The sequence below is a fragment of the Rheinheimera gaetbuli genome (assembly GCF_054781935.1).
In genome coordinates this window covers 115,932-140,516 of sequence record NZ_BAAGTL010000012.1, presented here as the reverse complement: position 1 = coordinate 140,516, position 24,585 = coordinate 115,932, and the positions used below count along the sequence as shown (strand labels likewise).

General features: G+C 50.3%; 15 protein-coding genes and 1 pseudogene. 1 reads left to right on the top strand and 15 read right to left on the bottom strand.

The window, feature by feature from the left end:
• Positions 1-16: 16 nt before the first annotated feature.
• A pseudogene (locus ACYVIC_RS11260) lies at positions 17-322 on the bottom strand (HigA family addiction module antitoxin).
• Positions 323-387: 65 nt separating this feature from the next.
• On the bottom strand, positions 388-1,806 hold the full coding sequence (locus tag ACYVIC_RS11255; RefSeq protein WP_460859978.1) for an aminotransferase-like domain-containing protein: 1,419 nt from the start codon (positions 1,804-1,806) through the stop codon (positions 388-390).
• 91 nt (positions 1,807-1,897) lie between these two features.
• On the opposite strand from ACYVIC_RS11255, the gene ACYVIC_RS11250 reads away from it, so the two are divergent.
• Positions 1,898-3,295 carry a pyridoxal phosphate-dependent decarboxylase family protein gene (locus ACYVIC_RS11250; RefSeq protein WP_027672364.1) on the top strand — a complete coding sequence of 466 codons (1,398 nt, stop codon included), beginning with the start codon at positions 1,898-1,900 and terminating at the stop codon, positions 3,293-3,295.
• A 17-nt stretch (positions 3,296-3,312) separates the two neighbouring features.
• On the opposite strand, the gene ACYVIC_RS11245 is transcribed toward ACYVIC_RS11250, so the two are convergent.
• From ACYVIC_RS11245 to ACYVIC_RS11185, 13 genes are all read right to left on the bottom strand, one after another.
• A complete protein-coding gene (locus tag ACYVIC_RS11245; protein ID WP_305976861.1) occupies positions 3,313-3,714 on the bottom strand; it encodes a hypothetical protein in 402 nt (133 codons plus the stop codon).
• Positions 3,715-3,767: 53 nt separating this feature from the next.
• Complete coding sequence (locus ACYVIC_RS11240; protein WP_027672366.1) at positions 3,768-3,992, bottom strand: hypothetical protein; 225 nt, start codon at positions 3,990-3,992, stop codon at positions 3,768-3,770.
• Positions 3,989-4,411: a putative toxin-antitoxin system toxin component, PIN family gene (locus ACYVIC_RS11235; RefSeq protein ID WP_037055200.1), complete on the bottom strand. Its 423-nt coding sequence runs from the start codon at positions 4,409-4,411 to the stop codon at positions 3,989-3,991. Before ACYVIC_RS11235 ends, ACYVIC_RS11240 begins: the two co-directional genes overlap by 4 nt.
• A gap of 100 nt (positions 4,412-4,511) precedes the next feature.
• Positions 4,512-4,700: a hypothetical protein gene (locus ACYVIC_RS11230; RefSeq protein ID WP_460859973.1), complete on the bottom strand. Its 189-nt coding sequence runs from the start codon at positions 4,698-4,700 to the stop codon at positions 4,512-4,514.
• A gap of 30 nt (positions 4,701-4,730) precedes the next feature.
• Positions 4,731-4,883: a hypothetical protein gene (locus tag ACYVIC_RS11225; RefSeq protein WP_460859971.1), complete on the bottom strand. Its 153-nt coding sequence runs from the start codon at positions 4,881-4,883 to the stop codon at positions 4,731-4,733.
• An 18-nt stretch (positions 4,884-4,901) separates the two neighbouring features.
• Complete coding sequence (locus ACYVIC_RS11220) at positions 4,902-5,297, bottom strand: Rap1a/Tai family immunity protein (RefSeq protein ID WP_460859969.1); 396 nt, start codon at positions 5,295-5,297, stop codon at positions 4,902-4,904.
• Between the two features lie 999 nt (positions 5,298-6,296).
• The gene (locus ACYVIC_RS11215; protein ID WP_460859967.1) at positions 6,297-12,701 is read right to left on the bottom strand and encodes a hypothetical protein; all 6,405 of its coding nucleotides are present in this window, start codon (positions 12,699-12,701) and stop codon (positions 6,297-6,299) included.
• A 10-nt stretch (positions 12,702-12,711) separates the two neighbouring features.
• The gene (locus ACYVIC_RS11210; RefSeq protein ID WP_460859964.1) at positions 12,712-18,117 is read right to left on the bottom strand and encodes a hypothetical protein; all 5,406 of its coding nucleotides are present in this window, start codon (positions 18,115-18,117) and stop codon (positions 12,712-12,714) included.
• A gap of 16 nt (positions 18,118-18,133) precedes the next feature.
• Entirely contained in the window at positions 18,134-19,405 is a 1,272-nt protein-coding gene (locus ACYVIC_RS11205) for a hypothetical protein (RefSeq protein WP_460859962.1), read from the bottom strand.
• 1 nt (position 19,406) lies between these two features.
• Positions 19,407-21,110 carry a peptidoglycan-binding domain-containing protein gene (locus tag ACYVIC_RS11200; RefSeq protein ID WP_460859960.1) on the bottom strand — a complete coding sequence of 568 codons (1,704 nt, stop codon included), beginning with the start codon at positions 21,108-21,110 and terminating at the stop codon, positions 19,407-19,409.
• A gap of 206 nt (positions 21,111-21,316) precedes the next feature.
• A complete protein-coding gene (locus ACYVIC_RS11195) occupies positions 21,317-21,964 on the bottom strand; it encodes a hypothetical protein (protein WP_460859958.1) in 648 nt (215 codons plus the stop codon).
• Between the two features lie 265 nt (positions 21,965-22,229).
• A complete protein-coding gene (locus tag ACYVIC_RS11190) occupies positions 22,230-23,648 on the bottom strand; it encodes a TnsD family Tn7-like transposition protein (protein WP_460859956.1) in 1,419 nt (472 codons plus the stop codon).
• Positions 23,614-24,585 carry a TniQ family protein gene (locus ACYVIC_RS11185; protein WP_460859955.1) on the bottom strand — a complete coding sequence of 324 codons (972 nt, stop codon included), beginning with the start codon at positions 24,583-24,585 and terminating at the stop codon, positions 23,614-23,616. Before ACYVIC_RS11185 ends, ACYVIC_RS11190 begins: the two co-directional genes overlap by 35 nt.

Genomic DNA, 24,585 nt, shown 5'->3' with positions numbered 1-24,585 from the left:
TCTGGCAGAGCTATGTTCAAGTTAAAGCTGCATAAGGTGAAATATCTTTGCTACTTTGCTCACCACTTCGTTGCTCAGCCAGTTTAAGGTCGTATATCGCCTGCAGATTAAGCCAGCTTTGGGCATCGCCGCCAAAATAGCGAGCCAGACGCAGTGCCGTGTCAGCAGTAACACCGCGTTTTTAAAGCACTATTTCATTGATCCGTGCCGGTGTTACCCGTAGCGCCTGCGCTAAAACATTGGCACTCATATTTAGTGGTAACAAATAATCTTCACGCAATACTTCACCAGGGTGTACTGCGCGCATGCCGTTTTTAAACATAACTCCCCCATTAGTGATAATCGACAATTTCAACGTCCCACGCATTACCGTCATGCCATCCAGCACTACAAATACCTCGATAAGGCTTTAACCGTATTTGCAATAAGAGCTACCGCTTGCTCCAATTCTTCACTCCAGGGATTGCCTGCGCTTAGACGTATTGCATTCGCATAAAAATTACGTGCGCTAAATACCACACCCGGCACCAGGTTAACGCCCTGCGCTTTCATCATCTGATATAGCTGCATAGCATCACAGTTTTCTGGCAGCTGCACCCAAATGGCATAGCCCCCGTCAGGCCGGGTAAATCGGCCTTGCTCCGCCATGTGCTGCTGTAAACTGTCACATAACCGATTAACTTGATCGGCAAGTTGTATCCGCAACTGGTTCAGATGACGGCGATACTCTCCGCTTAAAATGAAATCAGCCAATGCCAACTGCAATGGCGTATTGACCGCTAAACGCCGGGCTAACAGCGCTTGCCTAAGTTGCAGATAAAAACGCCCACCGGCACACCAGCCAATACGATAGCCAGGCGCCAACGTCTTAGACACCGAACCACACCAGATAACCCAACCCTCCGTACTCCAGGATTTTATTGGCAGCGGTCGTTGCCTGGCATAACCACACTCGCCAAATACGTCATCTTCAATTACCGGGCATTGATAACGCCTGGCCAGCTCAGCTATATGCTGCTTATCCGCCACGGACAGGCAATAGCCCAACGGATTTTGAAACGAACTGCTAACCAGGCAAGCACTGACCGCCTTGCTAGCCATCAACTGCTCCAGCCGACCCAAATCAAAACCTTTGGCGGTAGAGGGAATTTCTGCCACTCGCCGCCCCATACTCGCCAACAGTTGTAACTGACCGCTGTAGCAAGGTGATGGCAGGGCCAAAGTATCACCAGGTTCAGTGACAACACTGACAGCAAGACTTAACGCTTCCATACAACCGTTAGTAACAATCATGTCTTGCTGGGCACAGCTAATGCCATCCTGCTGAAAATGCGCACTTAATGCCTGCAACAGCACAGGTTCACCAACAGATGGGCTGTACGCCAACGCCCGCGCCTGAGCGCGCCGGTTTGCCCGAACCAAGCTGCGTTGTAAGGCGGCAACCGGAATAAGCGCTGACGCCAGCTGCACAGTGCCCAGCTGCACGCGATCTTCATTCATTGCTGACTGCTGTATTTCAGCAATCAATACCAGATTATCAACCTGCTGACTGGCGTGATCAAATACCGGAAATTCTGGTTCTAGCTGACGAACCGGCCGCTCGCGCACATAAAAACCCGTTTGTGCCCTACACAGCAAATAGCCTTGCGCCTCAAGCAATTCGTAACAGCGCTTAACCGTAGTAATGCTCAGCGCACGTTGCTGGCTCATTGCGCGAATAGATGGCAAACGCTGCCCGGGCAACAAATAACCAGACTGGATCTGTTGTATCAATACCTCAGCCAACTCCCGGTAACGAAACGCCATACTGTGCTCTTTTTTTACATAAAAGTTGGTACTGTATTCTTTTTTGCCCGCACCGGATACTACAACGGTACTTTTTATCCGGAGCCTGCATATGAACCAACTCAGCGAAGATTTCCAGCAACTAACAAAACTCAGCACAGAGATCACCGCCTGGTGCCACACTTTTTTGCAAACGCTACCGCAGCGAAGCGTAGCCGTTTTGGGCGATCCTAAGCTGGCAGCAGACCCGCTGCCACAAGCTAGCATGGGTACCTTAGTAGCATTTGAGCATTTTACCCGTACTATTGCCCCTTACTTAAGCGCGTCTGCCGGCCCTCGCTATCTGGGTTTTGTCACGGGAGGCAGCACCCCTGCTGCCATGCTGGCTGACTGGTTGGTTGCCGCAACTGACCAAAATGTATCTAAACCCGGCGACTCCATTAGCACTGCGGTTGAGCTGCAAGTTATGCAGTGGTTGCGTTCATTGTTTAAGTTACCTGATCACTTCGAGGGCTTACTAACCACAGGGGCTACCGCTTCCAACCTGTTGGGCATACTGTGCGGTCGCCAATTCGCCGGCCTACAACAAGGTATCGATATTGCTTGTCAGGGATTAGCGCAGGCCAACATCGAAGTGTTTGCCGCTACAGCGCATGCCAGTTCGTTCAAAGCGCTCAGTTTGGCAGGGCTTGGCCGGGAGCAACTTACCCAGATAAACTGCCTGCCCGGCTCAGAAGCGATGGACGTTGCCTCGCTGAAAATGGCACTGGCTGCCAGTTCCAGCCCGGGTAAAATTGTGCTGGCAAGCGCCGGCACAGTAACCGGTACCGACTTTGATGATCTGCAAGCAATCGCCACACTGTGCAAGCAGCATAATGCCTGGATGCATGTTGACGGTGCTTTTGGCTTGTTCTCGCGTTTACTGCCAGAACATCAGCATCTAACCGACGGCATAGAATTGGCTGACTCCATTACCAGCGACGGACATAAATGGCTTAATGTGCCGTACGACTGCGGCATTTTTTATACCCGGCATAGCCATTATTTGCAGCAAACCTGTTCAGTCACAGCACCCTATCTGGCTACCAACGTCGCAACCCAATCTTTAATGGACTGGAGTATTGAAAACTCACGGCGATTTAGGGCATTACCGGTATGGATGAGCTTAAAGGCGTATGGCCGGCAAGGTTATCAGACCCTGGTAGCAGAAAACTGTCGTCAAGCTGCCGCGTTGGCTAACTGGATAGCAACCTCGCCACACTTTGAGCTATTAACCCCGTGCAAATTAAATGTGGTGATATTCAAACCTAAGGTAGCAGACTCTGAGGTAGATCAGATCCTTAAACGCATTAATGAAACTGGCCAGGTGTTTATGACTCCCGGCGTTTGGCTGGGCCAAAAAGGTATCCGTGCCGCATTTAGCAACTGGCGCACCAGCCAGCAAGATATCGATATTATTATTGCGGTACTGCAGCAGGTGATGGCTCAGGCAACATATCAGACGGGTTAATTGCAACTAAACTGACATCAGCTTGTTGATGCTGATACTCCGGTTTCCTGCCGTCGCCAACTCAGACGAAGCTGAGGAAAATGTTGCTGTATCAGACCTGATACATACAGCACTCTATCTACTTCAGTTTCTGACGATGCCACCACAATAACTTCATTAATACTGTTTACTCCAAAATGCCTGCGTATATGTTGTAGTAGTTCTGCAGCATCGTAGACTGCGCCATGATAACGATATAGCCCCTCAGTACTAAGGTATACAACATCAGCATTCATGCCCCGACCACATGAAGCATAATCCATCCCGGGTTGCGGTGTATCCACTACAGTGTGCTCTGAGTGAGAAAATGCTAAATACCAAAACACACTGAGCACCAGCAGAATAGAAATAAAAGCACCCGATAAGGCAGAGTTGGTCATAGTTTAGCCCTGTGGTTCTATTGGGAATTATTTACTAAATAACCGCTTAGCACTTAATCAGCCAGTTCCAGCTTTTCTAATTCATCAAGCAGCGCTAACCCCTGAGTTGCGTTAGCTCGGGCTGCACGTACTTCAAACCTGACTTGCGCGTCATATTCAGTCAGTGCAATGGTAGACAGTTCTTCTATAAGTTTGTTAACACTGATATTGCGGCTTTGCGCCAGTGCTTTAAGCCTGCTGGCTTTGTCGTCCGGCATTCTGATTGTAAGCGTTGTCATCTTAGTACCTCCAAAATCTGTTCAGGCTTAATCACTTCTAAAGCCGGAAAGCGTAACTCAGCAAAACGAAAATCTTTGACGTTGTTCGTTATCAAATATTTGGCATTACTTGCTACAGCGAGTTCAACCAAGTGATTATCACCTTCATCCCGCAAATTAGGACGCCAGCGAAAATAAAGCTGATTCCACTGGCACACAGATAAAAAGGCATCTAAAAACAGCTGTCGTTGCTCACTGTTCAACTTACATAGCGTTAATACAGTCTGTCGCTCAAACACATCTTCATATTCAAAATACAACGCGGCAGCTAACTGTGGCAGCAACCTACCCGTTAAACAATGTCGTATAACTGCTCTATTAGGCCCTTTCCCGCCTAGTAAAGCCGCGATCAGCACATTGGTATCTACCACAACTTTCATAAAATGATAGCTTATATGATGTCATTACCAGCAATGACATAAGCATAGCCCTAAAAAATATGCTCTGCAATTGCCAATTTAAGCGATAAACGCTAAACGCTTACCGATACGCTTCCGGGCTTGGGCATGAGCAAATCAGGTTACGGTCACCGTATACGTCGTCGATACGGGTAACCGTTGGCCAGAACTTGTTCTCTGCAACGAAGGGTGCCGGGAAGGCGGCATAACGACGCTCGGGAACAATCAAGGTCAAAGAGCGCGTGAGAATACGCTCTAGTTTAGCTGTCAAAAACGCACTTCATCAGCGGTGAAATAACAACTACGGCTGCAGGTTAGGTAACGCGCAGGTATTGGCCCACTCCGGCCGGCCGATTAGATCATCCCAGCCAAGTAATTGATAAAGTTCGCTGGTGCCATAAGCATTGTATTTTTCATACGCATCGGCAACAGCTTGGTATTTGATAACTGACATAACGCATCCCTACTTACGTTAGTTACAAGGAAATAAAATTTTCAGCTTGCTGGCCAGCAATACTGCGGAGTTAGCTGTCGCGGCAAATTTCTTCTGTTCCAAATCACGTTGTAGCTCTGTCAACAGCTGCTGATTAACCTCATGCGGTGGCAAATTAGATGCAGCTACGCACCAGCTTTGCCCTTCACCACTGTCGATAACACCGGCCAGATACATGGCAAGCTGATCATTAGCGATACCTTTTGCTGCCTGCGCTGAAAATGCAGGCGGTAAAGGTGTAACAGGGTTGCCGTTGTTTAGCGCTTGCAGACGATCCAGCGGCACTCTGGCATTTTGCTCTGCAGTACCCAATGCAGCACAGCTTACCAGCGCACTAAACAAGGAGGTTGTAACTACAAATAGGCGAAATTGCATACGAAGACTCTGGCAGATAAACATGATAGGAAATTCTGCCCTATCAGCGTCGTAATTAAAACTTTTAATTCACATTATTTATACAAATAAGTGTTGGCAGATTTTTAAGGCCGGCTATTCTCAAAACCAGCTGATAAAAAACCCCGGCACGGTGGCCGGGGTTTTAGTTGTTATTACATAAAAATTTGTCAGCGTGTAATTAAGTTTGTGACTCGCCATCCAATAAAGTCAACAAGTTAAGCAACACTATTTTTAATTAAGTTTGTGACAAATTGCCATTTTTATTCTAAAGGCCGGAATTAACTTTTAAATAAGTTTGTGACTAGTTGATAAACTCAGGAATGAACGAATAATTAGAATTTTAACGTGATCATAGTTGTAAAATATTCATGATTTAAACGTTTTTCTACCTTTACAGTTCCAATGATTATTCTGCCACTGGTTTTCCCATTTCCGGCAACCCCACCTGCCAAAATGCTTACCTCGTCAGCAAGAGCTAAAAAAACGTCCAAAGTGAACTTTCCCGTCAATTTCGCTAGAATAAGAGCCTTGGAAGTATTTTGAGAAACGGAAAATGCCTTTGAGTGAATGAATATTAACGGGTCGCTTGATATTAACGATAGCAGAAGTTTCGACTTCAAGTGTCCCTTGGACTCGTCTCCATGAGACCTTTAAATCAAGCATAATCTTGTACTCAACATTGCTTGAATCAGTCGGCGATGGTTGGACTACAGCACCATACCATTTACCTTCCAAGGTCCTAATCCTTGAACTGTTGAGTTAAGGCATTTTCAACCATTTGACAAGTTCTATAATAGCCACGACCGCTAAGCCGGAACTAATTTCATAGTTATCCATGTGAATTCCTTAACATCCAATTTGAGCAAGGTTCGAACGCTTAAACATACGACACCAAGACACAAATTTGTAATTACCTGACATAGAGGTCATCATCCTCGAATTAACATTGATTACTTCTCATTCGTTTAATCCGTACGTCTAGTTTTGAACAAATTTAACCGGCCAGGTGACTGTTAGGATTGGTTCGTCCTGGCCACCCATGTTCCAGGTAACGCGCATGATCAACTCAGTTCCAGGCGTTTCCGACTTTTTGATGACCGTTGCCAGATTCTCCAAAGTCGCGCCATCGACCGGATTCAGGAACTGTCTAGCTACATTCCATTCTAATTCATCGACACCACCCATAAGGCCGCCGTTAGTCCCAACCCGGAGGGACCGTTGTTTTACTGGGTACTCAACCGTTCCGCCGACCTCGCGCACCGCTTTGGACATCTCATAAATGTTCCAATAGTTGTAGGTCTTCGTGCATCCCGACTGCTGAACAGTGAACTTCGTATCTATTGTTGCAGTCCTGACGAGTGGGCCGAAGGACTTCACGTCCGACATATTCGCGTTGTACCACTGATTAAGTGATGGCACGCCATTCTGAGCATCAGGTACCACAAGCAACCGCGACACCTCTTCTGGAATGGACCAGTACTTGAAATCTGCTGGACCAATTTCGAGCGGTTGAAGCCCATAGTCGCTCCATTCCGACAAAGGACTCGTCAAGACAAAAATCGGATTGATGTCGGGATCGTTATTGCCGTCGACATCGCGGAAATTCCGCCGCACTCGAATACGAGCCCGGGTAAATTTCCAGGGTTCGTCCAGCACGGTGACGCGTAAGACGTACTGCTGGTTCGCGTCCTTCGGGTCCTGATCATCGAAGGTAAAGATCTCCGCCGCAACGACGTTGCCTATATCGTTGTCTGGACCACCTTCGGATTGCTTGTGTTCCAACTTCCATGCGCCGCCACTGAACCAATATCGTGACCAAGTGGCGTACCGATCGCCGTCGTCCGTGATGTCGTTGAGAGAGCCCCGGTTTTCCGCGGAAGCTTTCGTCCGTCCGCGCAACAGAGACAAGCCTTCAGTGAACGGGAAGGCATCTGGAGAAGCGAAATCTTTGATCCATAGTTTGAGTTCTCTAACGACGTCGGCGAGCTTCATATCCTTCTGCTGTTCGTCGTTGGAAAGTGTCTCGCTCGTACCATGTTTAAGCCGACGGCTGTAGAGGAACCACTTGTGCAATTCTGAAACTGGCTTCGCGTGCTCCGATTTTATGTCGCGCGGAGTCTTTTTGAAGGGTTTGTCGGCCACTTCGGTGAAAATTTCGATTGCATCGTTCGAGAACAGCGGATCGGCCCCACGCCCCTCCTCGTCTGCATCGATGATAAAGTAGTAGTGGCTCAGATAGCTCTCTATGTGATGCCATCCTTCGGCGTCCTTGCCGTCGGCGATTTGGATCGACTCTTCCAATCGCGTAGCCTTACGCTTTCCGCCGTCATTACCAGTCGAGGGCAGGCTGACCTCGGCCTTGCGATCCAACACCCTCTTGGCCTCGTTTTCGAACTCTTTCTCCAAATGACCGGTGGGCGGCTTTGCCCAGTCACGCATGATGACCGACCGCCAGAGACTTTTGTCATCATTTACCCCGCCATTACTGTCAGAGCCGCTATCTTGCTTTGGCTGAAGCGTCACCGGCATGGGTGGTAACCAGCGGGAAGGAAGGATGTAAAGCAAATCCGACACATTATTTTTTTCGTCTCGAATGCGCCATTCCGGATTGTAGTGAACGACGTTAAGTTCGACGTTTCGCGGGACCTGATCGTTGGCGGTCTTGAATTGGTGATCTTGTTCGATGTGGTCTTCGGCGGTGCGACCGAGCGCGCCCCCCCGGGTCTTGATACGCGTGAGATCACGCACAATCTCCACGCGCCGCCCGTCACGATCGGCCTGACTATGGTCGACATCCTGCCATTCGTCGTCGTAGCTGACCCGAGTTTCGTAAGTATTCTGGTCAATCTTAAACTCGTTGTCGTAGCTCTTGTCATCAAGTACATCGATGAAGAAGCGTTCACGGCCTTCGCCAAGAAATTGCGCGAATGACATCCGATCAGTGTCTTGAGTTGGCCCGACCATCATATTGGCGCCGCCACTGTTGATGCGCCTTATTTCCTTTCGCAATTGAATGTCGTATAGGCGTTCCGAGAACGTGACGTCGTCGAATAGTCCTATGCCGAAGCCCTTGGCCGATTCGAACAGGTTCGGCTCCCGGGTCAGCATTGCACGAAGCGTTCCCTTGATCAGCGTGTCGCGGTCGTCGAGTATTTTATACACTTGATTGAAGAGTATCTTTTCAGCCTGCCGACGCGTTAGCGTATCCGGATCGATGTTTGGGTCGTCCCAGCTTTGCGATATCGTCGCCCTGTCATCTACAAACGTAACGAGCTTGGCAATACTGTCCGCGATGCCGCCATCGTCCTCGAGCAATTCTCGGCAAGTGGTCCGGAGCAGAAGCGCCGTGGCAGGATCGATTACTTCATCCACCAAGCCGATTTCGGAAGGTAGAGTGCTCGAGGCTATCTCGCCTATAGCGCGAACCAGAAACTGCGCAAACTCAGTAGTGGTTTTTGCTTCTCGCATTGACGGGTGCGCCTGCAAGGGAATGAAGGCGTGTGGTACATAATAAACATTCACGACCTCGCGAACGTCACGCCGTGATCCAGTCGGAAAATTCAGAACCGGTAGGACTTCGCCGAACAACCGCTTGTACCGCTGCGGGTCGTATTTGTCCGGATCAGACGGGCTGTCGACCGGCATTACGGGATTCGACTTGGGGTCGATATCCAAGGACGGGAGCCACATGAACTTACTGTGCAGCGGCGACAATTCCGCCGCGTCGCGATCAAAATACTCGGCCAATTCCGCCTTGGCGCGCTCACGCAGACCGTCGTTTTCAAAGCTCTCGCCCTGAAGCGCCGGGGCCCTGGAAATATCCGTCTGGTAAGAGGTCATGCCAAAGAACGATCCCTTGCCGTAAGTATCGTCTGCCACTGCCCACGCGGGTCGTTTGATGGTTAGCCCAACGCGGATAGCGTTGGTATCCTCGTACAACGACGCCGTGCTTTGACCTTCCCATTTCCAGGGCGTCGTGTCGCTGCGGTCGATAGGAATATCTAGTTGCAACCACGGCGCGTCGTTTTTGAACTCTGGTAGATCAGGGAGCGCCGCATGCGATCTGAGTGTGTCGACAAAGTTCTTAAATGTCCCATCCAAGAGAGTATCCAACGTATCCAACGCAGTCTTGCTCATATCTTTAAGCTGCCTAAGAGACAAGGTACCCGTCTCAACGCATAACATATTGGCGGAGATGCTCGGATATGGGCTCAAACCGAAAATCTCTGCCTCGCTGACCACGGGATTATCGTTGTCGAAGTTCCAACGCTCCAGCAACAGGGTCAGATCGCCTGCGGTCAGATCGGTATCCCCGCTTTGCGCACGCAGGGCAAAACGGAAATCCAGCAGACTTTCGTAGAGCTCACGCAATTGCGCGGGGCGAACCGCACCTTTGGAATTATTCTGCTCTGCATTGTCATACGCCCTTAACATCGTCCTGAGCGCGTTTCTAGGGAAAAAGATGGAAATCAATTCATCTTCAGCGGGGCTTCCAGGGCGATGATCGAAGGCAATCAGGTTTCTAAGTTCTTTGCTTTGCTTGCGCTCATTATAATCATCGACAACACCTTCTACTCCTCGCCGGCTGAGTTCGCTCGGATGCCGGATGTCCGTCGTGAGCTGCAGCCGCAGGGTCCCGTCATCATCACCGCCATTGCCAGCAATGAACGGAAACCGATAGGAATACTGATGCTCGACATTGCCTGTGAGCTGCCACACCCGGCCGGCATCACGGTAACCTTCAAACCGCATTTTTTCATTTTCCATCGGATCCTCACCGATCTCCTGCGCGAAAATGTGCGGAACCAGGTAGGTGTAGTGCGGTCCGTTAGGCTTGGGCGGCTCCGCCCAGTCGATGCTACGAACCAATTCGCCGGGATACTGGCTTTGCGCTTCCGCCTGCGTGATCAGGTTCGCCAACGCATCCGGGTAATTCAGAAATTTCGGTTTGGCGCCATCGACGGTGGGGTCTAACAGCGCCAATCGCAGTTTGTTGAAATTGCCAAAATGATCGTCGATGCGCTCACCAACGTTGCCGATTGCCCAAGGCGACGGGGATAGAGTAGTCTGGAACCTCTCCGTTAATCGCTCGACGGAGCGGCTGACACGGCTCGTGAACGCGCCGTTTAGCATGAACAGCGGGAGCGTGTCTGTCGGATTGGCGCCTGTCCACTGCCAAAGGTTCGCATATTCTCCGTCAACGTCGAAGGACACATTCACGACAAATTCGGCCAAATAGCAGCGTAGATCCTCTTTGCCGCGTTTGTTTGCGGCATTGGCCGCTCGCTTCAAACAACTCATAATTCGGTCATCAGGATCGCGTAAAAGTAACTCTATCTTTTCGTTGCGGCCGTGCAAGTCCTTAGTCGAAACCATCGAAAGGACGGCTCCCGCCTCAAAAAACTCGCGCTCCGTTTTCGCAACTCCCTCGCCAGGACCTTCGGCAAGGTCAATCGCAACCCAAACCGCCGGCGCCCGCTGGGTCCAATATGGGTCAGATCCCGGTTTGGCAAGGCTTTCGAAAATGGGTGCTATGAAACTCCACTCTTCAGGCTCGAGTTTGTTTTGTAGCGTGAGCCGCAAAACAGTCTCATCGGCGTATGGCAAGAGTTCCTTGTTAACCTCCAACTTGACCCTGAAGTAGTGACAATAATCATCAGTCAGAATTTTCGGTCGATATAATTCCGAACTTCTAAACGCGGTACGCGCTGGGTTGAAGATCAACAGGTTGTTTTTCTGTCCGAATGTTTTTGGATCTTTCGCCGCAGGCATGTCGACGCGCGGTGTCGGATCGACCGAATCCAACAGCACGCCAGGAGGTTCGAATATCAGTCCACCGTCAGGCGAGGTCAGTTTCGAAGGAGCTCCGAGTGCCATTTTCGGCGCATAGAAAACCAGGCCATTCGGATTGTCCCGATCCCGCTCGAGCCGCACCGCGAATGTCTGCGATAAAGCTTCGTTTGCGTCATTAATGTGATCGCGAAGCACACCAGCGAGTTGCGTTCGCGCCGCCGCGAGGTCGATACCGGCCCCAACGGAGAGTTCCGTTACATGTAATTCATCGACCTTGAGCTCACCGCTTTCAGGATCATCGGCGAGTGGACCGATTCTAAAGACCTGTCCGAGCAACGAATGGGCATTCGTCCCGAACCAGTCGTCAATCTTCTTTTGCGGACCGGAGGCAATGTGATGCAACGGCCCGCCCTTCGACGTCAGATTCGCTATCCGCTCGCTTTTTTCTTGTGGAACCATGAACCGAGCGGCCCCTTCCGGTTGTGACGGCTTTTTCCAGCGCAGTCGCTCTCCATACCCGAACAATTGTCCGAGCGCCTGCGAGGCGGTTTGCTCGCCTTTTATACGCCCTTCGCGAATATCCTCTGCCTCACCTTCGGCAAAAGGTTTCCCAACTATCGCTTTCATGCTTTCCCAGAGCCGGCGATGGTAGCTCATACCCGTCAACTCCTTGCCGGCGTCGTGCGAGCCTTCTAGAAATGCATTCGAGAGCACGAGTTCTGGCCTGTTCGCCAATTTCGCCGGGTCGACGAGGAATTTAGGCGCTGTTCCCACGAACTTCAGCATGCTCCCACCACCGACCAGCGTTTCGAATATCAGCCCAGCGAGTGGAACGTCGTCCGTTTGCTCGTCCCAATCCTTCGGTCGCAGTTTTTCACGCCACTGACGATGCAGTACATCGTCGCTGTTCGGATCCCGGATATCGCGCGCCTCCGGTACACTTTCCTGTGGCGGGTTGAGCACGGCATCTTCTTTGTAAAGTTCGTAGGCCTTCTTCTCGAATCCGGTCAGCTGGTCGGACTTTTCGTTCAACCGCGGAATGATGGCGCAGCACCATTCGATGACGTCGGTCCACTGCGGCGGTGTCATATCCATCCACCGTTGCGCGGTCGGAACGCTGAAGTTGGCAACAGCGAAAACAGGCCACATGTCGGCAGGCAACTGCAGTGGGTCGGTAGGATCGGGATCCGAAGGTGCAACCGTGTAACGCCCCAACGCGCCTGAAACGATGACGGATCCGATGCCGCTGTATTGCGGCGCCCAAGTAGCTCCGAACCGAAGGTCGGTCATCGGCGGGAACGGCACAGGCACCATGCGTTGTTGACTGGCCACGTCCATGGTCGTGAAAACATTTTCATCAAGCAGAACGACCTGGCCATGCTCGTCGAGCTTGGCTCCGGTCCACTGGAAATAGTCTGCTAAACCACCTGGATCACCGTCCTCTTCAGGCGGTAACCAATACGCGTTCGCCACCACATAAATGTATCGGCGTTCGGATTCATAAGTTTCAGCACCATCGACCGGTTGATTCGGTTTGTAGGCCGACGGATAGAATGTGTCGAAGTGGATATAGAGTTTTCCCCCGGACATTGTATGACTCCTAATTCAACAACAGTTTGCCAGTGACTTCAGTGCCGATCCGGCCACTGACTCTGAACGTCCATTTGAATGGCCCGGATCCCACACGCACGGACCCTGAGTAGTAAGCGTACAAATAAGCCGTGTAGTTGAGCGATGTGGGCGAACCGCGCTGCAGGAGAATCTGGGCTTCGATTGCGGCGATCGCAGCGACCCGGAAACGCGCACTCAGGATCCAAACATCAATGCCACCTTCGCCATAGGCGAAGATTCCGATGACGCCGGTCACTTCGAGACGGACGACGGCACCACGCAACGGATTGCCTCCCGAGCTGTTTTCAAACGTGACCTTGCCTTCGAGTATCGCGAACACGCCGATTCCCGCTCTCACATAGGCCGTGCCGTTGCCGCTGCCCCAGTAGTACCCGACGTAATACCCCATGCCAGCCGAGATAGTTAGTGTCTTGGCGCCGGTCGGCACCAGCTCGGTCCGCTTGTCGAAATAGAATCCGATCTTAGCCTCGACGCCCTGGCCAGCCGCGAAAGACCGGAACCAGTTGGCGCCGTTCTTGGTCTTCCAAGGAAAGCCGACATCTATCAGGTAGTCCCAATTCGGCGCCCACTCCAATGCGAACTCACCAGAGCGCATGAGCCCGAACATATCCAGGAAGGGCAATCGAAGATTGGTCCGGAATCGATCCGACTGCGGTACGGTGCCCGGAATATAGGCAAGCTCGATCGTGCGCTGGCCGAAAATAGACTCCACCCAAAACGCGCTGAGGCGAATGCCATAATAGTGTTTGTCGTGCAGGACGAAGCTGCATTCGTCGAGGATGTCGCCAAGACCGAAGGAAACGCCCGCAAGCCAGCTCTCTTCGCTTAGTACCTTGGCCTTGATGATCTTGCCACGCTCACCGCGTGCATCGCGCGGCACAATGTCATCCATAATCGATGTGTAATCGCCATCGCTGTTCTCGAACATCAGGAAATTCAGAACCTTTGGATCAAGGGCTAGGTTGTGCCCAATAAGAACCCAGAAAATCTTCAGGAAGTCATCATTGACCTGATCGCGGTCCTTGATTCCGTAATACACCAACCCAGCCTTGTCCTGCTTGGTGCGACTGTCGGGCTGGAAGAAGAGCATGCTCAGTTCGCTATCTTCCGGTAGCGGTGACCAGTTGAGCAGTTTCAGTTCGACGTCCTTTGCCAGAATGCCGCCTGCGTCGACTGCCGGTTCGTGGGTCCCGGTCGGATCCTCGACCTTGAAGCGGTCGAGCTTGAAATCGCCGATCTTGAGGGTGAGTAGTCGGAACAGATCGATCGTAATGTCCTTCGCATCCAGTCCCGAGAGACCTAGAGCAGTCCACTGGGGGCTGTTGTCCTGCCAGCCAATCGCCAGCGCCAATTGAAACTTGAGGCCCTTAAGGTTGCTGCCACCGAACTCCGGCAGCTTGCCGAAGTCAACCGAGAACTCGATCAGTGGGACGGACAAGCCGTCGGTGGCTCCACCAAGCTTAAGACCGTCCAGCCAATTGTACCCGGCCTCCAGATCCCTAAAACCCTTCTCCATCGAACGTCGGAAGAAACCAAGCCCTTTTGGGACGATCTCAATACCCCAGAGATTGAGCCCTCGAGGCCTGGGGATCGCGAACTTGATTGACGGAAAGTCGAAATCCAGATCGCGGAACACGCCAAAGTCGATCTGCTTGCCCCCCGTCAAAGCTGGCAGGAATATGCGGAAATCGCTCAGCTGCAGCGGCTCAACTTTGCCGTTTCCTCCCTCGAATATCTCGATTCCCAAGGCAGGAACACTGTATTTCTGGAAGTCCGTCTTGCCGTCTATTTCCATCGCCGTGCGCCCCTTGTGACGTCCAACGCGAATAGATTTTAGGGTAAACGACTTGATGAACGCGACGTCGATGTCGATCGTCTTCGGCGGATCGAACCAAGCAGCAAATTCGAATGACGGCGGCGCTTTCTCCTCGCCGGAGGCTTTTTCCTCCTTTGGAATAGAGCCCCGGACGAACATACGGCGCAGCTTCTTCTTTTCCTCGTCGTCAGACTCGTCGTCGCGCCATGTGCGCCCCCAAAGGGTCTGAGGGTCCAACCGAAAGACGATCTCGCCTTCCTCGACCTTCGTATTCTTGATAGTCACGTCGAATTTGACGAGCGCGAAGTCAAGGTCGCCTCGGTTCTCCGTTGACCCTTTCGAACCCTTCGGTTTAGGCTCTTCGTTAAAAATCGACGCGATAACATCTATGGCTGGGCCTTGCTGTCCGTGACCATGCGGCCGGGCGCCGCCGATCGCGGCATACGCTGCTTGGATGTATTCCAGCCCGGCGAGGTCACGGAGAATGACGTCCTCGCTGATGTCCGCCGTCGGCGATATCACAAAAACACCCGTCCAGTCGGCGGTCTTCAAGGCGGGATGCAACATATCAATGAAACGGTCGAGCGGTGTGCTATTACCCTGCACGTCCTCGTCGGGCGGGATCGAAGGCAATCCGAGAGGATTGGGCTTGGCCAGCGTTTTGTATTCGGCCTCCAGAGAGCGCAGGAGCTCAGGAAGGGATTTCTTTTCAGTTAGTTTGACTAGAACGGAAGCCTCAGAGTCTAAGAAGAAGTTCCATTTGATGGAGTCGCCTAGCCTGCAGAGATCGAACTTTTGCGACCAGAGTTTCTCCGCATTCGTCTGATCGCCAAGTTGCTTCGTTTTGAATCTTTTCGTGAAGAAAAGATATTCAGGCTTAAAGGTCTTTAGGTCGCCAAGGTTCTTCAGTTTTTCGAAAAGCCCGCTCACCTCTTTCAGGATGTCAAGGAACTGCGCGGCCTGATCCGTCCGCTCCAGCAGCGCCGCATACACGTCGTCGGTTAGATATGGACCGAACTCGCGGCGCAGGGAATCCATTACTTCGTCCTGATGCTCTTCCCAGATATTGCGAGCGAGCAATTGCAAGGCGTCAACACCTTCTTCGAACGTGATTGGGAAACCGCTGAGCAGCTTCTGAAAATGCTCTAGCTCGACAGACGTGAAGGGCAGCACGTGCTCGCGGAGCACATCGACGTGCACCTTCAACTCCTCAGCGACGAAATTCTTGTATTTCGTGGGGTCCTTCAGGCCTTTGAGTTCGGGATAGATCGCCGAAACCGCGCGGCGGAAAGTCTGGCCGTCTGGCGGCGCGAAAACGAAGTCGAAGAACCCTTTTGTAAGGAAGTCTTCGTCGATACGAGCGCGCCAAAAATCCTCAAACTCCTGCGCGTCAATCGTATTCAAGTACGTGCGAAGGAAGTCGAGTTCATCATCATCTATCCCCCATATCGGTACCTCATTTTCCAACAGTTCTATTGTACGCCCCAGCATGTCGCTGAAAAAAGCATCCGGTGCATCGCCTTCCCCATCCTCAGTGTACGGACGATCTTTACCCAGATACCGTTTAAGCGCGATGACGGCTTCTTTTGTAAGCGAGTTCAGTCCTTCCGGGTCTAGGAACTTCTCGAAAAAGTTGTTCCGTATTGGGTTGAGCAAAGTGTCGATGCGGTTTTGAACGGCGATGACATCGCTCTGGGACTGAGGGTCGCGATTACCGCCGTAGTGAAACGCCGATTCGAACCGGCGCAAGACTGTGACTGCCGTATTCTCGACGACGCCGCCGTGATTGTAGATCACATTCGCGAGCATTGTAGGGCCAGGCAATCTGGTTGCGAGGATGCTGCATGCAGTAGTCGGCGGCAAGGTAATCACCGTTTCGAACGGCTGTGCTGCTGCCGGAACAAGCCCGCGCCCACTCACATGGGTATTCGCCTTCAATTCCGGTGCAGCGTAGATTTCCATTCGACTGAACTGGCCGTCGAGCTCGTTCAGCCACTTGACTCCTTCGCGCAAGATCGGAGCGTCGCCGAGTTTGTCACCTTCGGTATTTCCCCGACCAACGCCGGCAAGGTTGGCGAGCGCGTAGGCGGTGTCAATCAATGGCAGACGGACTGCAACCTGTTTGGTCGATTTGGCCACCCGCTTCAGTATCTCGGGGGTTCCAAAGGTTGGCGCAATTCCGTTGTAGACGCGCCGTTCCTCAATCTCGGCGGCGACGTCCCAATTCGACGACGGCTTTAGGAGGATTTCGCTCTTGTGGAAGATTTCCTGCTGGTTCAAGCCTTCGACCGGGTTGACGACGATCTGCGCTGCATGCCCCGTCAGCCCGCGGTCCCAGGCATCCTGCGCAACGTCCGGGGGGCAGCACATGTATGTTCCCTTAAGAAGCCCGTGCAGCTCCACCGGTACGCGGCTGGCGTATATCACCTTGCCGCCGGTTAACCAGTATGGGTCGTCGAAGGGGTCATCGTTTTCGTCCGGCTCCGTCTTGCGCGGGCGGCCATACAATACGAGTGGGTCCATGCCGCGCAACTCACAGTCAAGGGGAATGCGTGCTCCGTTTTCATCCTGGTCTAACACTACGCAAGCACCGCGGTTGGTGAGTTCCCAGTCAATCGCATTTTTACTCCGCTCTACATCGAACATTAGACCGTTACGATATCCAATGCGAAATCCTTCCGATGAATTACGCGGCACAAGCATTATCGGGTTACCGTGTTCATCAATGTGACGGAACACTACCATGCCAGGATCGGCGTCACTATCTATTGCGACCCAACGAAGCCTGGTATCTTCATTCTCGTGACCAAATCTAGTCGACCATGTCAACTGACCGTTTACCAAGGCATATTGATACAGGAAATCGTTGTCTCCGACCACGGGCCGAACTCGCCTCGTGTCAAGAATGTCTGGATGCAACATCAGTGCTCCAGTGGAAGACGACGCATAGATCTTCAGATTTTCGCCGATAATAGTGATCTCGCGAACAGGTAGTTGTTGTTTCTTCTCAATTCGTGCTCGGCTCGATGACACCATCAAATCGGTGAAACGGACAGATGTATTGGACGGCATCGCACGCATTGCAGCGAACGGAATATCAAACACAATAGAGGTCGACCGCCAAGAGTCCTTCAACAAGGAGACAGTCTCGATGCCATCGTTGTACCCGCCTTCCAACAGATAACTTTTTACGGGACTTGCCCCATCAATTACGACGACTCCAAATCGTCCACTCGAGTCTGGTTCAACAGAAATATTTGTCCGCAGGTACTCAATGTCGAGGTGAAGCACAGCGGAAGGCACTATCATTTTTGCAGCAGTCGCTAATAAGTAAACGACACCCGAGTTTACGGTACACTTAAATTGCTGATGTAACTTTAACCGACCGTTCGGGAGTTCACCGTCGACACTTAATTCGAACAGCGTCCTTTCGGCGTTCTTAAATTTACCTTCAACCATGCAGGCGTATGTCCGATCTTCGTAAGTTAGCGAGTCGTATTTCAACCCGTTATCATCGAAGAGCAGCGGAATTCCAAAAAGGTTTAGTGTGCTGTTCATGCCCTTAGCTCCCTCGTCACAGTTCGCACTGCGAAGTTATGGATTCAGACCATTTTCGAGCCAGCCACGCTCCATCGTCAGGCTCCCTACCCCATTCGATCTCAGTGATATCGCTCAGGTGCAATTTATCGAGATCATCTGCATCTATACGATATGGATAGCCGCCACGCACTTTCGTTAGATGGCGACGTGGTCCTGACTGATCTGTAGGTAAATTATTAGCAATTTGAACTTTGTGTGTTACTAGCGGTTTGGCGACGTCGCCATAGATTATCCTTATCCAGTCGACCAGCCCGACTCCTTTCAATTTCAAACGCCGGATCACAGCAACTTCGGAGGGAATAGAGTCAAACCTGCATATTCCCGCAGCCTGCCATTCCTTCAAACTCCAATTCTGTTCGGGGCTACCGGGGGTCCGCATTGAAGCGCCGCGGGCTTCTACGGCGACGAAACTGAATGTGCCAGAGACCGGGATAGTATCGTAGTAAGTTCTACTCTCTGCTTCGCCTGATTCAAAGAACGCTGCCGCATACGCTGGATGCCGAAAGCCCCGTTGCCCGAAATCGATAGGGCGGAAAACATCGTCCTCGCAAACAGCCGCAATCGAGCCGTAAGCCTTTTCGAACAAATTGCGGTCTGGAAAAACGCTGCACAGTGCTTTCATATTTATTGTTAACTGCCAGCGCGTCCGATCTTTTTTATTTTCATCGTACTGTTCTACGTTAACTAGGCGTAGTGCATCAGGCATTTTGTTCCACAAAGACCGTCTGACATCAGGATCGGAAAACTTTTCAGCAATAGCCATGGTCGTAGCCCCATCTGAGCCATTTGTATCCCCATAATTTTCGGCTCGAGCAACCGACTGAATGGCATGCAAAAAAATTTCTTCTTCGTCTGCTAAAGCCCCATCATCACCGATAGTGCGCAATACAAACGTAAGAGCCAAATCAATGGGTGGGCGAATGTCAAAGACACTGATGTAGTTGTATGTCGCTTGCCCAAATGTCAGTTGATGAAGATTAACCCTGTCACCAAAATGTAGCCTCAAGGCTGGATAGTAGTTCTTATTTTTTTGCGACGAACATGAGACCAATTCGTTTCCCACAGGCTTAAACATGGGCTGCATATTCGTTCTGCCATACGCGGAATCACTTTCAAATAACTCGCATACATCTGGCGCCGGGCCATGCGCCAGCAACACCACTTCGTTTAAATGGCCGATACTGCAGCCTCCGGTAGCAGCTATGCACAATAAAGTTAGTATCATACGCAGAGATACAAGCTTCATGTCACAATCCCTCAGTATCGAGTTGGAATGCACCGTTGCCGATCCTTTGCCGCCCCAACGGAGCCATTCCATTCTTGTCGACGTTATGACGCAGGGCGGACCGCCCTTTCGACCCGTGCAACGAGCCAAGCGTACTCGGCCATCCGTCAATCTTTGTAAAATCCTTAAAGAGTTGAATTGGACCCGCTCTCCGATCGGTTTCGAGAAGCTTTATGATCGCACTGATCAGCTTTGTCTCATCCTTGTCGGTCCACTTCGCAGTGTTTTTCTCAGTAATCTTGGCAATAGTAAGAATTTTTTTCAGAAATGTTCCGCCCTTGCTTACTACGGGCGCCGGGCGGTTGACGTGCCAACGCATAATCAGCGCGGTCGCTAATTCCGACTTGAATACATCGCCAATAGTCGCAGCCCGATCGACGCTCCCTTTATTGAAACGAAGCTCAAACTTGTCATCCTTCGGCCATGGCGTATCAAGAACGTCACGGATTCTGATGCGAGTCATGAGCCAGAACGATTTTTGTAAATCCGCGTCAGTGCGCATCGCCATCTGTGCACGGTAGAACCAGTGCCAACTCCTAAAGTACTCCGCGTACTTCAAGTCCTTTGTGTCGATCCAGTTGTCGTCTTGATCCTTCACGCGCACCCAAGCTTCGTATTTTCGCAAACCCTTGACGTATATCTTCGTTCGGTCGCGGTCCCAATCCTCGTCGACATGGATGCCGCATTGGGCCGCGAAACGCTCATAAGCCCCAGGAAATTTCTTCTTGATATAAACTAGATTCGCGCCGAATTCCCCTTTGTCGAGTATCCATTTCTTTTTTTCTTTGTTATATGCAAGAAGGAGGATCGTGTGATGGTAGCACCCAAGGGACAACACGGCAGTGTCCCAGGCATTGACGCTATCGAAATACCCACTCGCCTCAGCCTCAGAAATCGTCCGGATGACCCGGAACGTCGAACGCTCGGCTGCGGACATATCTGCCCAAGCCTTACCGACGATGTTGCCTGGAAGAATTTCTGCCGATGGCCAGACATGCCTCGGCGCCATCGATATAGGACCGCCGACGTAACGGCTGGTCTTGCTGCCGGTGTATTCGCCAACAACCGCCCGGTCGTTTTTGCCGTCCGGCACAGGCGGCCACGTTCCTCCATAGCGCCCGCTAAAGTCCCGGGCGAACATTCTCAACTTGCTATCACGAAGATCCTTTGAATGCCAAAGGTTCTGCTCAATGCACTCGACCATCTGCCCGCCATGTATCCGCCATGCTTCGATCACGACAGGACAGCGGTATTTCATATCGCCCCATAATTCTAACCGGGCGCGTGTTTCGGCATTGGCACTGCCCGTCACCGGCCCCGTATAGGGGTTCTGATTGCTTTTGGATACTAGTGTATCGGCGTAGATCGTATCGGGATCGTAAATCGACGTCTGATACGCCACCTGGCGCAGCCGCGCATAAACTTGGAACTCGCGAACCGCGAATTCCGTTTTTGTACCGAAAACACCATCAGGCTCCCCCACGATAGCGAATCCGAATGTCTTTAGATCCATTTGGAGCCGTTTGACGTGACCGGGGTCAGGATGCGGCAGCTGAGTGGGGTCTACGTCCTTACCGCCATAACGATGCTTAGAACCAGACACGCCCGACTCACGATCACGGTCGCCAATACGTAAATCAAAGCCACCATATACCAATGACGACATTTCGCCTCCCCACACGGGTCAGAGTTATAGTGCTAATTTATAAAACAAATAACAGCAGTTGCTTACATGACGTAAACCAATAGAATTAAAATAAGCCTAAATTAGTTGCTACTTTGTAATCACCCTGACCAATTCCTTATCATTCTTCTTATCCTGCAACATAAACGTCGGGTTCAATTTCATCCATACTATCCAGCTCTAAGCAGTCAGAGTTGACTTTTGGGTGTTTTGTCTGAAGCCTTAACGGTCAAATAACCTGTGTGACTAATTCCAATGAGCGTCACTATTCCAGCAGAGAGGGCGGGAAAAGCAATCTGACCATTAATTTCAGTAAACGGATGTGTATAAAGAACACCAACATATCCCATCCATGCAGCAATAGTAAAAAAGAACATTTGTACTTTTGAAATGTCCATGTAATCGAAATCAGAAATTTCTTCTCCTTTGAACATATCTACAAATTTTGCTTGAGTGCTCTCCGAATTTGTTTGCAGTAGACCAGTCCTACTTTTAGAGAAGTTAGCTAAATTCAAATAATCTACCGCTGGTTCTTGAGCACTTTTAACTCCTTTTATCATTATTGAACCGGTAGCAGACCCTAAGCTAATCCCCATTAAGGCCCACAGCTCTGGTGATAGCAAAATATTCATAGAATCATGAGCAATTCCGACAGTAAATATTGAAGGGACGAACAACATTGTCCAAAGAAATAACTGGAGACGAGACAAACTCATTTTTCCACGGGAATCAATCAGAATACCTAGTAGCCTCTTGTTAATGTTGAGACCAAGAAACGCAATAAAAACCAAAAAAAATAATGAAGATCCAACCCAAATTAGAATGTGCTCAGCCATGTATGCCCCCAATATCGATTAGGTTCGCAGTTCTAAATAGAAAGAATTCAAGACGACAACGAGGGGATCGGTGATAAACAACTTGACAAGATCAGCGAGCAGTAACATTCCTCACGTGTTGTTAAAACTTTCCGTTTCAACAATCCAACAACGATGAACAATCTTACAACTCTCTGGACCGAATTTAGATTAGATTATGAATTTATTTTGTCAAATAAACTCATCTAAATTTACAATTATTTTTTATTAACCAGTTCATAACTCGTCAATGCGACCACCGCTGCTGTCGCGGAGTTTCTGCTGGCAACTGCTGATACAGCCAATCCGAATCATGCTTATATAGCCAGGTATATGCGGCCCTTGCCTCATTTTGCACGTCACTACGGCGCCAGCCTGAGTGGTTATTAAGTAACAGCCGAATAGTCGTGCGGTGTTTTTGTCGGGTATTTTTTAAACGCAAATTCTTACGGAGGGCAACGATATCGGGGTTTTGTGTCAATATTTGCTCTACCGATGCCACGCTACAGGCAATTTTTGCGGCAATTGCTGCTGTTGAGAGGCCGTCTTTAAGCAACTGTTTTATCATGTCTCGCTCTGCACCAAACAATAGCTGCGGCCGGCGATCAATCTGTACACCTTGTTGCAGCGCAATTTTTTTGGCCGTGATAACTGAGCAATTAATACGCTTTGCAAAGCTTCTCAGGCTGCCGTGTTGATCAGGAATATAGTGAGGAACTCTCACCGCTTTATCTGTAATAACTGGCGATTCTTGCTCTTCATTTTTCTGCTCATCAAACAACCGGTAAAACTCTTTGAAGTCTTGCCAGCTATCAAACAGGCACGCCAACACCAATAAATTTTTTAAAGGAGATAACACCTTAACTTCATTGTAGAAAAATGATTGCAGGTACAAACCAGCTTCGTTTTCCAACAGTTCAGCTATGTCTGGAATATAACTGTATGCTGTCCAATTCGCTGTAAATTCACGTTGCCATTTTTCCTGCCGGATACGTCCTTGCTCAGTACCATACCCGGACCTGTCTAATCTCTCTCGGATACAATGGCGATAACGTTTTGCACAGTAGTTAACCAGTGGCATTTTCCAAGCGTCGGTTGCGAATGTCGCCAACTTCAACAGCAAATCCCGTTTTGCATAGTGCAAAATATTAGTATCTCCAGGTAGCGCTAACTTTTTACGAATTACCTTTACTGCAATCAAAACCTGTTGATGTTTAAGACAAACATATACTCCTGGTAATTGATGGTGAATATACCAGTACGGATAACCATACCTTTGCGTTTGCTCTTTACAGCACAAAGGGCAATAACGCATTTCGCCCGAGAGTTTCATGCCATTGGCCGATGTAGATAGCAATTTATCTAGTGTGGCGTTACGCCCATCGGCAAGCTCCACCAAAGCAACTTGATACCGTTCTTTTGGCACAAAGGAGCGGAACAAAGGCAGTACCGTGTGATACTCTGTCAAAGTGCGCCGATCAATCCCGGTAAGCTCAGATAACTGGGGAATGACAGAAATAAAAGCTGAGGACAATTGCTTGTTCTTAGAGCCAAAAAGCAATTGAAGTGCGATACCTGCGGTTGGGTAACCCATGCTTATCGCTATGCGACTTAACACACTGTATAAGGTTTCATTCGGCTGTAGCGACAGGTGAAATCTTGTCATCTTCCAACTCCAACTGACTAAAATCGCTTATCCCCAGAAATTGATACGCCAGCAAGTGACAGACCGGAGGAACAGATTCAGCGTAACGGATCGCGCTATAGAGTCGTTTAACTCTATCGTCGCTTTCCATGACATCCGGTGTGAAGTAAATTCCCAAAGTATTTTCACGCAGCCATGCATCAAAACGACGCTCAGCAGCATCAATACGCTGCCAGCCAGAAATACCTTTAACGCTGGCCCTAAAGGCAACGCCGTATTTCATGGCATGGCTAAATCGAAGCCGGATCAAATCATCTGTTTCATATAATAATTTTAAGCCCTGTATCTGAACCCACTTTGTTACATCATTGTGATTGAAGTTTTTGGCTTCCAGACTAGCGTTGCAATGAGGGCACGAGCCAACAACCGGTAGCGGTTGCTCAATTAAATCTTTAATACCGGAACCACAGTATTCACAGCCACTAATCAAGAGAGTTTCTGGATGATGATTGCAGGTAATTGATGAGGGGATCTGATGACTCGTCCGCCAGTATGGCGTGCCATATTGCAACAAATCACTCTCTGCACATAACGGGCAATATCGCCAAACACCAGCAAACTTTAACTTAGTTAATTGCGGAATTCGCGGTGTTGTTATATCACGCATGGTGTCATCCAAGGCGGCCCTTACAGCTCTGTATGGCAGCCCATGGCTGTAGTAGCCCAAAAGAGAGTGCCTTAGTAATAATTTTTGCCTGTCGGGTTTAGTTGTCGCATCGTCCAGATAATGTTTCATCGCCGAATGAACAATAACGGAATTGCTTAACGGTACAGTGCGACCCAATAGTTGCCCTTGAGCAGACTGCAAGCTTTTTTGCCCCATCAAAAGTAACATCCTCACAACACCAGATAACATGTGCTCGTCTGGCAATAGCGTTGGTTTAAAAGACCAATACAT